The organism is Frigoribacterium sp. MEB024 (assembly GCF_000878135.1).
Lineage (GTDB): Bacteria > Actinomycetota > Actinomycetes > Actinomycetales > Microbacteriaceae > Frigoribacterium.
In genome coordinates this window covers 21,004-34,905 of the sequence record NZ_JXQZ01000127.1, presented here as the reverse complement: position 1 = coordinate 34,905, position 13,902 = coordinate 21,004, and the positions used below count along the sequence as shown (strand labels likewise).

The following is a 13,902-nucleotide window of genomic DNA, read 5'->3' as shown; positions in this document are numbered from 1 at the left end:
ACCAGGCGCGCCCAGCGAGAGGGAGCCGTGTGATCAGGGACGAAGTCCGCGAAGAACGTCGGCAGCGAGCGGTCGAGACGCTCGGCATCGTCGAGTCGGGCCAGGAGGCCCGCCTCGACCGCGTGACCCGCGTCGCCCGGGCCGTGTTCGGGGTGCCGCTGTCGTCGGTCACCGTCATGGACCACGAGCGCGCGCTCTTCGTCGGCCGGGCGGGCTTCGACGACCCCGAGTCCGGGCGCACCGACACCCCGTGCAGCCTCGTGACCGACACGGGCGAGATCGTCACCACCGACGACGCCCGCGTCGACCCGCGGTTCGCCCACCTGGGCGCCTTCAACGACAACGGGCTGCGGTTCTACGTCGGTCACCCGCTGCGCGACGGATCGGGCAACGTCGTGGGGTCGTTCTGCCTGATGGACGCCGAGCCCCGGCAGCTCTCGGACGACGAGATGGCCGAGTTCCGCGACCTGGCCGCCTGGGCCCAGGTCGAGCTCCTCGCCGACGCCGACGCCTCGGCCGCCCGCTCCACGCAGCAGGCGCTGTTGCCGGCCGAGCCCCTCGAGGTCGAGGGCGTCCGGGTCGAGGGCATCTGCCTGCCCTCGCTGAGCGTCGGGGGCGACTACTACGACTACGGACTCGTCGGCCGGTTCGTTCACGTGGCCGTCGGCGACGTGATGGGCAAGGGCGTCGGGGCGGCCATCATCGGGTCCTCCGTCCGGGCGGCCTGTCGGGCGGCCTCACCGCAGGTCGCCGCCGGACGCGAACTCGGCCTCGCGGTCGACCGCATCGAACGAGCCGTGCGGACCGACCTCCAGCGCACGGGGACGTTCGTCACGTACTTCCACGCCGTCCTCGACCTCGACACGGACGAACTCTCGTTCGTCGACGCCGGGGCGGGGCTGTCCATCATCGTCCGGGCCGACGGCAGCGTGCAGCACCTCGCGGGCACGGGGCTGCCGCTCGGGCTCGACGAGCAGCAACAGCACGTCACCGAGACGACCCGCCTCGGCGTCGGCGACCAGCTGATCGTCATGAGCGACGGCGTCCTCGACGTCCTCGACGACGAGTTCGACTGGGCCCTCGAGGTCGGGCGGCTCGCGACGCGGCCCGCCACCGGCGGTGCCGACGGCCTCGGCCTGCTCGGCTCGATGGCGGCCCTGACCGAGCGACGCCTCTCGCGCGACGACGTCACCGTCGTCGTCATGGACCGTCGCGCGTGACCGACACCCTGAGTCGCCGCGACCAGCGGCTGCTCGACCGGACCACCCCGGGTCGCCGCATCGTCGCGATCCGGGTGGCGGTCCTGCTGGCGTCGCTCGCCGGTCTGAACTACATCGTCTGGCGCTGGGCCGCGTCGGTGAACTGGTCGTCGTGGTGGATCGCGGTGCCGCTGATCCTCGCCGAGACGTACAGCGTGATCGACTCGCTGCTGTTCGGCCTCGGGGCCTGGCGGCTGCGTGAGCGTGGCGAGCCGCCGACCGCGCCCGACCCGGACGGCCTCGAGACTCGGGTCACGGTCGACGTCTTCGTCACCACCTACAACGAGGAGGTCGACCTCGTCATGCGCACCGCCCTCGCGGCGCAGCGCATCCGATACCCGCACACGACCTGGATACTCGACGACGGCGGTCGCCCCGAGATCCGGGCCGCCGCCGACGCCGCCGGCATCGGCGTCATCACCCGGTCGGACGACTGGGCCGACCGGCCGCGCCACGCGAAGGCCGGCAACCTCAACAACGCCCTCCTGTCGACCGAGGGCGAGTTCCTGCTGATCCTCGACGCCGACCAGGTGCCGAAGCCCGAGATCCTCGACCGCACCCTCGGCTACTTCAAGGACGAGCGCGTCGCTCTCGTGCAGACGCCGCAGTGGTTCGAGAACGTGCCCGAGTCCGACCCCCTGGGCAGCCAGGCGCCGTTGTTCTACGGGCCCATCCAGCAGTCGAAGGACGGCTGGAACAGCGCGTTCTTCTGCGGGTCGAACGCGGTCCTCCGTCGGGAGGCGCTGATGCAGCTGGGCGTCTCGCGGTACGTCACCGAGGTCGAGGCCGCCGTGCGTCGAGCCGTCCGCACCTCGCGCAAGCTGTTGGTGCGGGCCCGCGAGGAGGCCGTCGGCCAGCCCCGCGTGCTCGAGGCGTTGGACGACGCCGAGACCGTCGTCGAGCGGGCCCGGGCCGAGTTCGCCGCAGGGGAGTCCATCGGCGACGTCACCTACCGGTTCCAGCGCAGCATCGACACGATCGCCTTCCGTTTCGCCGACGCCGACCTCGCGGCCATGAAGGGCGACCTCGCCGAGCTCGCGGCCATGTCGCTCGGCCCCGACACGTTCGACGCCCTCGACGAGGCGGCCCTCGACCTGCTCGCGCAGCGGTCGTCCTCGCCGCTCGCCGCCATCGAGTCGATCTCGTTGCTCGTCGGGGCGCTCGACGTCGACCGCGGCTCCGAGGCGCAGGCGATCATGCCCCTGGCCACGATCTCGGTCACCGAGGACATGGCCACGGCCATGCGCCTGCACGGGCTGGGGTGGAGGTCGGTCTACCACGACGAGACCCTGGCGATCGGGCTCGCGCCCGAAGACCTGGCGACCATGATGACGCAGCGGCTGCGCTGGGCCCAGGGCACCATGCAGGTGTTCTTCCGCGAGAACCCCCTGGTGCAGAAGGGGCTGTCGTGGGGCCAGCGTCTCATGTACTTCTCCACCATGTGGAGCTATCTCTCGGGCTTCGCCGCCGTGGTCTACATCGCGGCGCCCGTGCTCTGCCTGTCGTTCGGGGTCGTGCCGGTGCAGGCCTACAGCGTCGACTTCTTCGCCCGCCTGATCCCCTTCCTGGTGCTCAACCAGCTGCTCTTCTGGGTGGTCGCGGCGGGCAGGCCGACCTGGCGGGGGCAGCAGTACTCGCTGGCGCTCTTCCCGGTCTGGATCGCCTCGGTCACCACGGCGTTCCAGAACGTCTACCGCGGCCGCGCACTCGGCTTCTCGGTGACGCCCAAGACGAAGCAGGCGGCCACCGGCCCCCGGTGGGACCTCGTCCGACCGCAGATCTGGGCCGTCGCCTGCCTCGTCGCCGCACTCGTGCTGGTCGGCATCCGCTACGCCACCGGGCAGGCCGAGGGCATCGCGCCGCTCGTCAACATCGCCTGGGTGCTCTTCGACCTGGTGATCTTCAGCATCATCGTCCGGGCCGTTCTCTATCCGGGGCCCTCGGCACCCCACGACAAGGAACAATCATGATGACCGTCACCGTCGAGGCCGTCGAAGGCGGCTGCGTGCTCTCCCCACAGGGGCGCCTCACCGTCGTCTCGACACCACAACTCCGCGACGAGGTGGCCGCACGTCTCGCGGCCGGCGACCGCCTCATCATCGTCGACCTCTCGGGCACGACGTTCGTGGACTCGTCGGGCCTCGGGGCCCTCGTGTCGTGCCTCAAGTCGGCACGCCAGGCCGGGGGAGACCTGCGGCTCGTGGCCCCCACCGAGCAGGTCTCGATGGTGCTGCGCCTCACGAACCTCGACCGCATCCTCAAGCCCCGCGCCTCGGTCGCGGCCGCCCTCGATGACTGAGCGTCCCGGCCCCGTCGTCATCGACGTGGCCGTCGAACCCGAGAGCATCGACCTGGTGCAGAACGCCTTCGAGGCGTGGTGGACCTCGCTCGGCGACGACTCGCTCGAGACGCGCTTCTCGTTCGAGACCGCCATCGTCGAGATCGCGGCGAACGTCGTCGAGCACTCGCGCCGGTCCGAGGCCGACCGCGGACGCCGCTTCACCCTCGAGCTCTCCGCCACCGACGACCGCTTGAGGGCCGTCTTCCACGACAACGGCATGCCCAGCGAGATCGACCTCAGCGCCGTCTCGATGGCCGACCTCGAGGACGAGGACGGTCGCGGCCTGGCCCTGGCGCTCCTCAGCCTCGAGAGCCTCGACTACCGCCACGAGGACGGCCGCAACGTGTGGACGCTCGTGTGCCGACGCTGAGGCACCCGTCGGCGACGGTGCCACGTCGGCGGGCGGCCCGTCGGATCGGCGCGGCCCTGCTCGCCGTCGCGGCGTTCGTGCCGCTGGTGCTGGGGCCGGCGGTGCTCGGGGACGCGACGTCCGCGTCGGCCGCCGCCGCGCCTCCCGAACCCTCGGGCACGTGGTTCGGCCCCGACCTCGACTGGGGCTCGGACGGCCCCGACGGCTACGCCGGTCGACTCGGCGCGACGCCGTCGCTGTACGGCGTCAACATCGACTACCCGCTCGACGGTCGGGCCACCGACGAGTGGCGACGGTCGGCCCGTGCCGCGGCCGCCCAGGGCGCCGTGCTCGTGGTCAGCCTGGAGCCCACCGGGCGGCTCGCCGACCTCGACGCCGCGGACGCGCGTCGGGCCGACGACCTGCTGACCGAGATCGACCAGCAGTACGGCACGCTCCAGCTGGTGCGCTTCGCGCCCGAGATGAACGGCAACTGGCAGCGCTGGGGGCAACAGCCCACGGCGTTCGTCGGGGCGTTCCGCACGCTGGCCGACGTGGTCCACGCGGGGGACTCGCAGGCCCGCATGGTGTGGGCTCCGTCCTACGGTGCGGGCTATCCGTTCTCGGACGCCGTCGGCCGGCTCACCGAGACCCCCTCGGGCGACGTCGACCTGCTCGACACGAACGACGACGGGCGCGTCACCGAGGCCGACGACCCGTACGGGCCGTACTACCCGGGCGACGACGCCGTCGACTGGGTGGGTCAGTCGATGTTCTACTTCGCGAAGGGCAGCGCCTCGACGGCCGCCGGCACGTCGGTGCCGCTGGTCGAGAACCAGGCCCCGGCGGCGGGTGAGGTCGAGGCGCGCTTCGACGAGACCTGGGGCTACACCGAGGCTCAGCCGTCGACGTTCTACGAGCGCTTCGCCGAGGGGCGCGACCGACCCATGCTGCTCGACACGGGCGCCCTCTACGCCGACGAGTTCGACGGTGCCCCCGAGCTCGACGTCAAGCAGGGCTGGTGGCGTCAGGTGTTCGACGCCCTGCCGACCCACGACCGGATCGCCGGCGTCACCTGGCTCGAGGTCGAGCGGGACGAGGCCGAGGCCGGCGACCGACCCGTCGACTGGCGGGCCACCGCCGAGCCGGGAATCGCGGAGGCCCTGCGAACCGACCTCGAGGCGGGCGACCGCGTCGACCTCGGACCGGTCAGCGACCGGGTGACCTCGACCGACGGCGACGCCGCGACCGTACAGGTGCGCGACGGCGGCGGCGACGAGATGGGCTGGATCGTCGCCTGTGCCGTGGCGCTCGCCCTGGCCTTCCTGGTGAGCGGCGTCGTCGGGCGCCTGCTGCCCCGCTGGCGCTACCCGGACGACGGATCCCCCGCCCGCGACCTGCGCATCGACCTCTTCCGCGGGTTCATCATCCTGGCCGTCGTCGTCACGCACATCGAGGTCGCGGGGCCGTTCTCGTTCGTCACGCTGAAGGCCGTCGGGGCGATCACGGGCGCCGAGATGTTCGTGTTCCTCAGCGGCATCGTGCTGGGCATGGTCTACCCGCTCGGCATCAAGAAGTACGGCGAGAAGGCGGCGGCGATCGGTGCGTTCGTCCGGGCTCGCAAGCAGTACGTCGTGACCCTCGCGGTCATCCTGATCGTCTTCGCGCTGAGCTTCGTGCCGTTCCTGAACACCGCCGCGATCACGACCTTCACCGACCGCGGCACGGGCATGACGGGCACCTCGGCCGAGGGACGCGTCTACGACCTCTACCCGAACGTCGACCGCCTGCTCGACTACCCGCCGCCCTGGTACGCGGTGCGCCAACTGCTGCTGCTCGAGATGGGGCCGTGGCCGTTCAACATCATGGGCCTGTTCGTCGTCCTGAGCCTGACGATCCCGGCGCTGACGTGGGCGATCAAGCGGCGTGCCTGGTGGGCCGTCCTGCTGCTCAGCTGGGCGATCTACGCCGTCGGTGTGGTCTTCCCGGACTTCCACCTCCTGCCGTCGCAGTTCGAGCCGGTGTTCCCGCTCGTCGCCTGGCAGGTGCTCTTCACCCACGGTCTCGTGATCGGCTGGTACCGGCGGCAGATCGTGGCGGCGCTGACCACCCGGCTCGGCAAGGTCCTGGTGGGCGTGGGAGTCGTCGGTTACGCCGGCTTCCTCGCGCTGATCTGGGCCGGTCACGCCTACGGCTTCAGCCCGGGGCCGATCCCGTCGGGTCTGTACGACACCCTGTACTCGACCGGCTACCAGCGCGTCGACATGCAGTGGGGCCGGCTCGTCGACGTGGCGCTCGTGGTCGTCTGCGTCTACGCGATCCTCACCGTGTTCTGGAAGCCGCTCTCGGCGGCACTCGGCTGGTTCTACGTCCCCCTCGGGCAGGCCAGCCTCTACGTGTTCATCTGGCAGGTCTTCTTCGTGCTCGCCGTCGCGTCGATCCCCGGGCTGGACCGCTCGGACGTGATCGTCGGCACGGTCGTCCACGTGGTCTCGGTGCTGTTGCTCTGGGTGATGGTGAAGAAGAAGTTCTTGTTCTCGGTCGTCCCGCGCTGATCAGGGGGCGGCGACCACGAGGTCGAGACCGGCGTCGACCAGGGCCGCCGTCGCCTCGTCGCCCAGGCGGTCGTCGGTCACGATCGTGTCGAGCTCGGCGAGGCGGAGGGCCCGGTACTTGCCGAAGCGACCGTACTTCGAGCTGTCCGCGACGAGCACCGAGCGTTCGGCGACCTCGAGCGCGGCCCGCTTGACCTCGACCTTGGCCTCGACGGGCGTCGTGACGCCGTGCGTGAGGTCCCACGAACTCGACGAGATGAAGGCGAGGTCGAGCGACAGCTCGGTGAGCGTCAACCGGGTCAGCCGCCCCAGCGTCGACTGGTTCGCGCTGTCGACCCGGCCCCCGACGACGATGAGGTCGACGTCGGGGTGGTCGAAGAACGACCGGACGGTCGCGAGGTCGTTCGTGACGACCGTCAGGCCGGTGAGGTCGTCGAGGTGCTCGCGCATGGCCTGCACGGTCGTGCCGGCGTCGAGGTAGACGGTCATGTGGTCGCGCACAAGCGCCGCGGCCGCGCGGGCGATGGCCCGTTTCTGGGCGACGTCGACGTCCTGCTTGACGTCCCGGCTCGCCTCGACCAGCAGTCGCGGGGTGAGCTTGGCGCCACCGGGGGTGGCCGTGACCCGACCCTCGTCCTCGAGGGTCGCGACGTCTCGTCGGACCGTCATCTGGCTGACGCCGAGGAGGTCGGTCAGCTGCCGGTAGCTGAGGACGCGCTCGCGCTGCAGGTGCTCGACGATGCTCTCGCGCCGCTGCTCGGGGATGAGGGGGGCTGTGGGGGACACGTCGGCCTTTCTCGCGTCGGTCAGCCTAGTGCGGTGGGGCCCGTCCACGGCATGCCCGACGCCGCCGTGATGGCGGCCACCTGGTCGGCGGGGATGAGGCGGCGGTCGGCGCCCTGGGTCAGCAGCGCGATCCGGCAGGCCTCCTCGACCTCGACGGCACCGAGGACGGCCCGGTCGAGGTCCTCGCCGCTGACGACGCTGCCGTGGTTCGACAGCAGGGCCGCGCGGAACGGCAGCGGACTGTCGGTGACCAGCGACCCCATGGCCGGGTCGCCGGGGGCGACGAAGGGCAGCAGCGGCACCTGGCCGACCCGCATGAGCGAGTACGGCGTGAGCGGCGGCACGGCGCAGTGCCCGGACCAGGGCTCGAGGCACGAAAGGGCGACGGCGGAGGGGGAGTGCACGTGCACGACGGCCCGGTGCTCGGGGTTCTTGAGGTACATCGCGCGGTGCAGCGCGACCTCCTTCGACGGCTTCGGGCCCGCGAGCAGCGTGCCGTCGGGGGCGAGCACCGACAGGTCGTCGACGGTGAGCGACCCCAGCATGGTGCCGGTACCGGTCATGAGCAGACGGTCGCCGTCGCGGACGCTGACGTTGCCCGAGCTGCCGGGGCTGAGGCCGGCGGCGACGAGGGCGCGGCCGGCGTCGACGAGTCGTTCGGCCGCGGTCGTCGCGGTCTTCGTGGTCGTGGCGGTCACGAGAGGGCCTCCCAGGCGGTCGAGAACAGGTCGGCGGCACCGAAGTTGCCGCTCTTCAGGACGAGGGCGACCGGTCGGCCGTCACTCGTCGTCGCGGCGCTCCAGCAGACGCCCGGGCCCAGCGGTGGCCCGACGATCAGGGCGGGTGCCCCGAGTGCCGTCACGACGGCACCGCTGGTCTCGCCACCGGCGACGACGACCAGCCCTACCGTGCCGTCGGCGACGAGGTCGTGCACGAGGGTCGACAGGACGGACTCGACCACGGACGCGGCCGACGGAGTCGAGGTCGAGGTCGAGGTCGACGGGCCGCGGGGGCCCGCCGCCACGACGTCGGACGGGTCGCCCACCGAGTAGACGACGGGGACCGAGTCGGCGTCGAGACCGCGCACCCAGTCGGCGAGTGCCGCGATCTCGGCCGCGGGGTCGGTCGTGGCGGCCGCGAGGTCGACCTTGCGCGTGGGGTGGGTGGCCGCCGCGTGGGCGATCTGGCCGCGGGTGGCGGTGGACGCCGACCCGCACACGACCAGGCGTCGGCCGCTCACGTGCGAGAACTCGGCGGGCAGGGCGGGTGGCGGGGCGTCGGCGGCACCGACCCCGAGGGCCAGGCCCGCTCCGCCGCTGAGGAGGCGGTGGTGTGCCGTCGCCCGGCCGATCGTCTCGAGGTCGGAGTCGTCCACGGCGTCGACGACGAGGTAGCCCGACGGCGCGTCGTCGAGCGTCGATCGGAGCGCGTCGACCCCGGCGCGGACGTCGTCCAGGGGAACCTCCGTCACGGGGGTCGGTGTCTGGGGCGCCAGGAGATCGCGCAGCCGCGAGCGCGTCATGGGCGTCAACGGGTGGTGACGCATCGACGAGTCCTCGAGGAGGTCGTCGCCGACGAAGAGGCGACCGTCGCGGACGGTGCGGCCGTTCGCGGGGAACGCGGGGACGACGATCGCCCGGTCGACCCCGAGCCGGTCGCGGAAGGCGTCGAGGACGGGCCCGATGTTGCCCTCGTCGGTCGAGTCGAAGGTCGAGCAGTACTTCAGGGCGAATCGTCCGGCGCCGGCCTCGACCAACCAGGACAGGGCGGCGGCCGACTGCTCGACGGCCTCGTCGACCGGGGCCGTGCGGGTCTTCAGGGCCACCACGACCGCGTCGACGCCGGCGTACGTCGTCGGTTCGACGGCGGCGGGGTCGACGACGACCACCGTCTCGAGGCCACGGCGGCGGAAGCCCGAGGCGAGATCGGTGGCTCCGGTGAAGTCGTCGGCGACGGCACCTATCAACATGCAGGACCTCTCGGTGGCGGGCGGGCTCACGGCGCCTCGGACTGGGCGGGTGGGCGAGGACAGTCTATGTGACTATTTGGTGCGATGTTTGACAATTTGATAAGTCTCGCTACAGTTGCCATGCTCGCCCGGGCCGCTCCTGGCCTCTTGAACGAACGGGAACAACGGTGATCCTCCACTCGACGACGTCTCGCGCGACTCCGGTCCGCGTCCTCCTCACCGGCGCGAACGGTGGCTACGGCCGCACGCTGCTCGACCAGCTGCGCCGCCTGCCCGACCTGACGGCCACGCAGCTCGTCGACCCCGACGTCGACGGGGTGACGGCCATGCTCCACGAGCTCGGGGTGCCCGCCGCGTCCGTCGCGACGCCGTCGACGGCGGCGGCGACCGCCGAGGCGGTCTCGGCCGGCTCGATCGCCGTGATCGCCGACGCCTCGGCCGTCGACTGGGACGGTGTCGACGTCCTCGTCGAGGCCACCGGTCGCATCGAGGCCGGGCACGGCTACGCGGACACCGCGCTCGACCGGGGGGTGCACGTCGTCATGGTCAGCAAGGAGGTCGAGTCCGTCGCCGGCGTGGCGCTGAGCGCCAAGGCCCGTGCGGCCGGTCTGCGGTACCTGCCCGGCGACGGCGACCAGCCCGCGAACCTGTTGCGTCTCGTGGCCTGGGTGCTCGAGTGCGGCTTCGACGTCGTGGCCCTCGGCAAGTCGGGCGAGTACGACCTCGCGTTCGACCCGGCCACGGGCGTCGTCGACCAGGCCGGCACGACCGTCCACGCCCCCTCCCTGGCGTCGCTGCTCGACCTGGGCGACGACCCCCTGGCGACGGTCGAGGCGCGTGCCTCGGCGGTCGCCGGTCTCAAACGGGCAGCGGCCGCCGACTCGTGCGAGATGAACGTCGTCTCGCTCTACACCGGCGCCCGCGCCGACGTCGAGGCCATGCACTACCCCGTCGCCCGGCCGGACGAGCTCGCCGACCTCTACACGGCACGCGAGGACGGCGGTCTGCTCGGTCGCACCGGCGTCGTCGACGTCTTCTCGATGCTCCGCCTGCCGGGCGAGGCCAGCTTCGCCGGCGGCGTCTTCGTGATCGTCCGCACCGGCGACCCCGTCACCTGGGAGACGCTGCGCGGCAAGGGGCACGTCGTCAGCCGCGACGGCCGCCACGCCTGCATCTACTGGCCGTACCACTTCATGGGCGTCGAGACCCCGCTGAGCATCGTCGCCGCGGTCGACGGGACGTCGCGCCTGCCCGAGCCCCGGCAGCACACGATCCTCGCGGCCCGGGCCGACGAGGCGCTGTCGGCCGGCACCGCCTTCCGCGTCGAGGGCCACCATCACGAGATCGCCGGTGTCGCCCCCGTCATCGTCGACCCCGACGACGACGGGATCGCGCCCTACTACCTGCTCGGCGGCGCGCGGCTCGTGGCCGACGTGGCCCCCGGCGACCTCGTGCGACTGGACGACCTCGCCGACGTGCCCGAGGCGGCGCTGGCGGCCTACCGGGCCGGGCTCGCGCTGGGTCGCTGACCCGCGCCTCCTCGGCCTTTCCCCTTCCCCCCTCCCGACCCGTGACACCCCGAACCAGGAGATCGACGACGATGCCCTACACCCCCGAACCGACCGAACCCACCCCGGCGGCGACCTCGTGAGCGTCGAGCTCGTCGCGCTGATCGTCCTCGTCGCCGTCTTCGCCCTCTCGGCGATCCGGAACGTGCACATGGGCGCCCTGGCGTTCGTCGCCGCCCTCCTGGTCGGCGTGCTCGTCGTCGGCGAGAGCCTCGACGACGTCCTCGGCGGCTTCCCGGTCGACGCCCTGCTGATCCTGCTCGGCATCACCTACCTGTTCGGCATCGCCCGCGAGACCGGCGTCGTCGACTGGCTGGTCGACCGCTCGGTCGGTCTGATCGGCGACCGCGTGGCACTCATCCCCTGGGCGATGTTCGTCATCGGCACGCTCGTCGCGTGCCTCGGCACGTCGCACGCCGCCTTCACGATCGTGCCGATCGCGATGAGCCTGGCGCACAAGCACAAGATCCACTCGACGATGATGGGCATCGTCATGAGCTCGGCCATCGTGGGCGGAGCCCTCGCCCCGACGAGCATCAACGGCATCACGGTCATGACCGTGGCACGGGCCTCGGGCATCCCGTACAACCCGGGTCTGATGTTCGGCCTCTCGGTCGGCGTCAACACGCTCGTCGTGCTGGTCGCGTTCTTCCTGTTCGGCGGTCGAGAGCTGATCGCCCGGACCCGGGCGGCCGGCGCGGCCCGGGCCACGGTGGCAGCCGGCGGGACCGGCGGCACGCGCAGTGCCGGAAGCGGGCGCACTGCCGGTGCCGGGCACGGTCAGGGCGGCACCGCCGTCCTCACCGAGCCGGCCACCGCCACCCGACTCGGCGCGTACCAGCTCGTCGTGCTCGTGAGCATCCCGGTGCTGATCGTCGGCTTCTTCACGATCACGTTGCTCGACGTCGACCTCAACCTCGGTGCGGTCGCGCTGACGCTCGCCGTCTTCCTCGCCTTCCTCAAGCCCGACGTCGGCCGTGCGTCGCTGGCGCGCATCGACTGGAACACCATCCTGTTGCTCGGCGGGATCATCACCTACGTCGGCGTCCTGACGCGGCTCGGTGCCATCGACCAGCTCGGCGAGGTCGCCCGCTCGGTCTCGTCGCCGCTGCTCGCCGCGTTCGTCATCTGCGTCATCGCCGGTCTCGTGTCGGCCTTCGCCTCGACCATCGGCATCCTGGGTGCGCTCATCCCGCTCGCCGTCCCCCTGCTCGTCCCGGGCGGCGGACTCGAGATGACCGGCTTCATCTACGCCCTGGCGATCTCCGCCTCGCTCGTCGACTGCGCTCCGTTCGGCACGACCGGCGCGACCATCGTCGCCTCGGGCGTCGAGGAGGACCGACCGCGCCTCTACCGCCACCTGACCCGATGGGGCCTCTCGATGGTGGTCATCGGACCGGTCGTCACGCTGCTGGCGTTCGTGGTGCCGTTCCTCTGGGCCTGATCGGTCGGGCCTGACGGCCTCGAGGACGCAGGAGGCGCGGGTCGCGTGACCCGCGCCTCCTGCGTTTCCGCCTTTCTCGCGATGTCACCCCAACGGGGGAGACGTGCCGCTCCGAAGACATGCCCGGGTGCCCCTGGGCACCCCGTGCCCGACCGACCCCGTCGCGGCACGCCGTCGGCGGCCCGAACCGCTGGCATCGTCGGGAGCCCGAACTCTCGGCACGGACTCTGGTGTCAAGGGCGACACCGGGGTCTGCGGGGGTCAGGCGAAGGCCAGGCGCAGCCGGTCGACGACGATCGGGTCGACGTCCGCGACCCGGCAGACGAGCGGATCGCGCTCGATGAGGCTGAGGGCGGCACGGATGCGGCGACGTTCGGTCTCGGTGACGTCCACCCCCACTCGATCCCGGCGGGAGACGAGCGACACGAGGGTGGTGATGTCGACGAGGTGTCGCGTGTGGTCGTCTCCCGGGATCTCGACGGCTGCGGCCTTGGCGAGGAGCGCGCCCTGCAAGGTCGGCCGCGAGACGACGCCGTCGCGGCCGTTCACCCGGACTTCGACGGCGCACGCCCGGTCGACCGCACCCTGGGCGCCCGGGGCGGCGAGGGTCGTCCCGCCGGTGATGCCGCGACGTGAGGACGCCCGCTCGCCGAGGAAGCGGGGGATGAGGACGTCGATCTGAGCGCCGCCCCGGACCCAGCGGTGCTGATGGCCCTCGAAGCTCTGGCCGTCCGCGACGAACCCGCAGTCGCGGAGGACCGTCGTGAATCGCAGCAACATCGTCGGATGGGCACGTACGTCGAGCACGGTGTCCGCGTCGTTCGTGGGGCGGGCGGACGTCGACCCGCGCTCCCAGCAATGTGACTGGACCATCTGGCCGCCGACGACGGCCCAGCCGGTCGGCAGGCGCTCATGCACCTCGAAGAGGGCGTGCCAGGCGTCGGCCTGGGCGGCTCGGAGCGCAGGCGCGACGATCATCGCGAGCCCTCGTGGATCAACCTGTCGGCGGCGGCTCGTTCTCGGGGCCCGGTGTTCGTCGCCAGGTCGGCGATGAGGGCACCGAGTGGCAGCGGCCGCGGTGCGGCGCCGTCGTGCACCCTGAGCACGACGTTAGGTCGGCGGGACGGGACGAGCAGGTACTCGTGGACCACGGCGTCGAGGTCGACAGCCGACACATGTGCCTCGAGCCTGCCGCCGTCGCTCATGCCCGAGCGTTCGTCGCTGCTGCCCCCGGGCGTGAGCCGGGTGTCCAGTCGGAGATCGGGGAGGTCGGCAGTCGGCGCGTCGAACCCCCGCATTGTGGGGTAGGCGGTCCGGAGCCAGAGGGCGAGGCGTTCGGACGGTGTCGTGCCCTGCCGGAGTTCGACGATCCGGGCCAGCGTCCGGCCCCGCTCGCTGGGTGACAGTCCATTCGCCCAGTCGGGCTCATCGGTCAGCCGAGCCATCAAGGCGTCCGCCGAGCGGCGCGATAGCGGGCGACCGGGCTGGTGTCGATGGGGGGCGGCGTCGTCGATCAGCCATCGTCCGCCGACCCACCGGGCGTCGAGTTGTCCGTCCGCGGCGGCCGCCTGGGCACGCCGGGTCGAGATGTCGTGACGTTTCGCGTACTCGGATGCGCTCAATTCGGCCAT

At 71.9% G+C, this 13,902-nt stretch carries 12 protein-coding genes; 7 read left to right on the top strand and 5 right to left on the bottom strand.

The features are described from left to right. The first annotated feature begins 29 nt into the window (after window positions 1-29). The 5 genes from SZ60_RS15635 to opgC are packed head-to-tail and all read left to right on the top strand — an operon-like array spanning window position 30 to window position 6,504. On the top strand, window positions 30-1,220 hold the full coding sequence (locus SZ60_RS15635; protein ID WP_052505464.1) for a GAF domain-containing SpoIIE family protein phosphatase: 1,191 nt from the start codon (window positions 30-32) through the stop codon (window positions 1,218-1,220). Between the two features lie 59 nt (window positions 1,221-1,279). After that, entirely contained in the window at window positions 1,280-3,229 is a 1,950-nt protein-coding gene (locus SZ60_RS15630; RefSeq protein ID WP_231567193.1) for a glycosyltransferase, read from the top strand. Next, window positions 3,226-3,558: an STAS domain-containing protein gene (locus SZ60_RS15625; RefSeq protein ID WP_043597617.1), complete on the top strand. Its 333-nt coding sequence runs from the start codon at window positions 3,226-3,228 to the stop codon at window positions 3,556-3,558. Before SZ60_RS15630 ends, SZ60_RS15625 begins: the two co-directional genes overlap by 4 nt. Next, window positions 3,551-3,970 carry an ATP-binding protein gene (locus SZ60_RS15620; protein ID WP_052505463.1) on the top strand — a complete coding sequence of 140 codons (420 nt, stop codon included), beginning with the start codon at window positions 3,551-3,553 and terminating at the stop codon, window positions 3,968-3,970. The genes SZ60_RS15625 and SZ60_RS15620 overlap by 8 nt, the downstream gene beginning before the upstream one ends. Then, window positions 3,958-6,504 (top strand): OpgC domain-containing protein, encoded by a 2,547-nt coding sequence (gene opgC / locus SZ60_RS15615; protein WP_156155637.1) that lies wholly within the window; start codon window positions 3,958-3,960, stop codon window positions 6,502-6,504. The genes SZ60_RS15620 and opgC overlap by 13 nt, the downstream gene beginning before the upstream one ends. Here the strand turns inward: opgC and SZ60_RS15610 are convergent, their stop codons facing one another. Genes SZ60_RS15610 through otnK form a run of 3 tightly spaced genes read right to left on the bottom strand, consistent with a single transcriptional unit; the run spans window position 6,505 to window position 9,259 of the window. After that, the gene (locus tag SZ60_RS15610; protein WP_043597616.1) at window positions 6,505-7,290 is read right to left on the bottom strand and encodes a DeoR/GlpR family DNA-binding transcription regulator; all 786 of its coding nucleotides are present in this window, start codon (window positions 7,288-7,290) and stop codon (window positions 6,505-6,507) included. Between the two features lie 20 nt (window positions 7,291-7,310). Beyond that, the gene (locus tag SZ60_RS15605) at window positions 7,311-7,988 is read right to left on the bottom strand and encodes a class II aldolase/adducin family protein (protein WP_043597614.1); all 678 of its coding nucleotides are present in this window, start codon (window positions 7,986-7,988) and stop codon (window positions 7,311-7,313) included. Beyond that, a complete protein-coding gene (gene otnK, locus SZ60_RS15600) occupies window positions 7,985-9,259 on the bottom strand; it encodes a 3-oxo-tetronate kinase (protein WP_043597613.1) in 1,275 nt (424 codons plus the stop codon). The genes SZ60_RS15605 and otnK overlap by 4 nt, the downstream gene beginning before the upstream one ends. 167 nt (window positions 9,260-9,426) lie before the next feature. On the opposite strand from otnK, the gene SZ60_RS15595 reads away from it, so the two are divergent. Both SZ60_RS15595 and SZ60_RS15590 read left to right on the top strand, forming a co-directional pair. Further along, window positions 9,427-10,788: a homoserine dehydrogenase gene (locus SZ60_RS15595; protein WP_043597612.1), complete on the top strand. Its 1,362-nt coding sequence runs from the start codon at window positions 9,427-9,429 to the stop codon at window positions 10,786-10,788. A gap of 118 nt (window positions 10,789-10,906) precedes the next feature. Next, window positions 10,907-12,271, top strand: coding sequence for an SLC13 family permease (locus SZ60_RS15590; RefSeq protein ID WP_043597610.1), 1,365 nt, complete (start codon window positions 10,907-10,909; stop codon window positions 12,269-12,271). Between the two features lie 261 nt (window positions 12,272-12,532). On the opposite strand, the gene SZ60_RS15585 is transcribed toward SZ60_RS15590, so the two are convergent. After that, on the bottom strand, window positions 12,533-13,249 hold the full coding sequence (locus SZ60_RS15585) for a hypothetical protein (protein ID WP_043597609.1): 717 nt from the start codon (window positions 13,247-13,249) through the stop codon (window positions 12,533-12,535). Beyond that, window positions 13,246-13,902, bottom strand: coding sequence for a hypothetical protein (locus SZ60_RS15580; RefSeq protein WP_043597652.1), 657 nt, complete (start codon window positions 13,900-13,902; stop codon window positions 13,246-13,248). The genes SZ60_RS15585 and SZ60_RS15580 overlap by 4 nt, the downstream gene beginning before the upstream one ends.

What these genes read in the sequence shown, in the direction of transcription:
- SZ60_RS15625 (WP_043597617.1), top strand. Translation starts at nt 3,226, where the DNA reads ATGATGACCGTCACCGTCGAGGCCGTCGAAGGCGGCTGCGTGCTCTCC.
- SZ60_RS15620 (WP_052505463.1), top strand. Translation starts at nt 3,551, where the DNA reads ATGACTGAGCGTCCCGGCCCCGTCGTCATCGACGTGGCCGTCGAACCC.
- otnK (WP_043597613.1), bottom strand. Translation starts at nt 9,259, where the DNA reads ATGTTGATAGGTGCCGTCGCCGACGACTTCACCGGAGCCACCGATCTC.
- SZ60_RS15585 (WP_043597609.1), bottom strand. Translation starts at nt 13,249, where the DNA reads ATGATCGTCGCGCCTGCGCTCCGAGCCGCCCAGGCCGACGCCTGGCAC.
- SZ60_RS15580 (WP_043597652.1), bottom strand. Translation starts at nt 13,902, where the DNA reads ATGGCCGAATTGAGCGCATCCGAGTACGCGAAACGTCACGACATCTCG.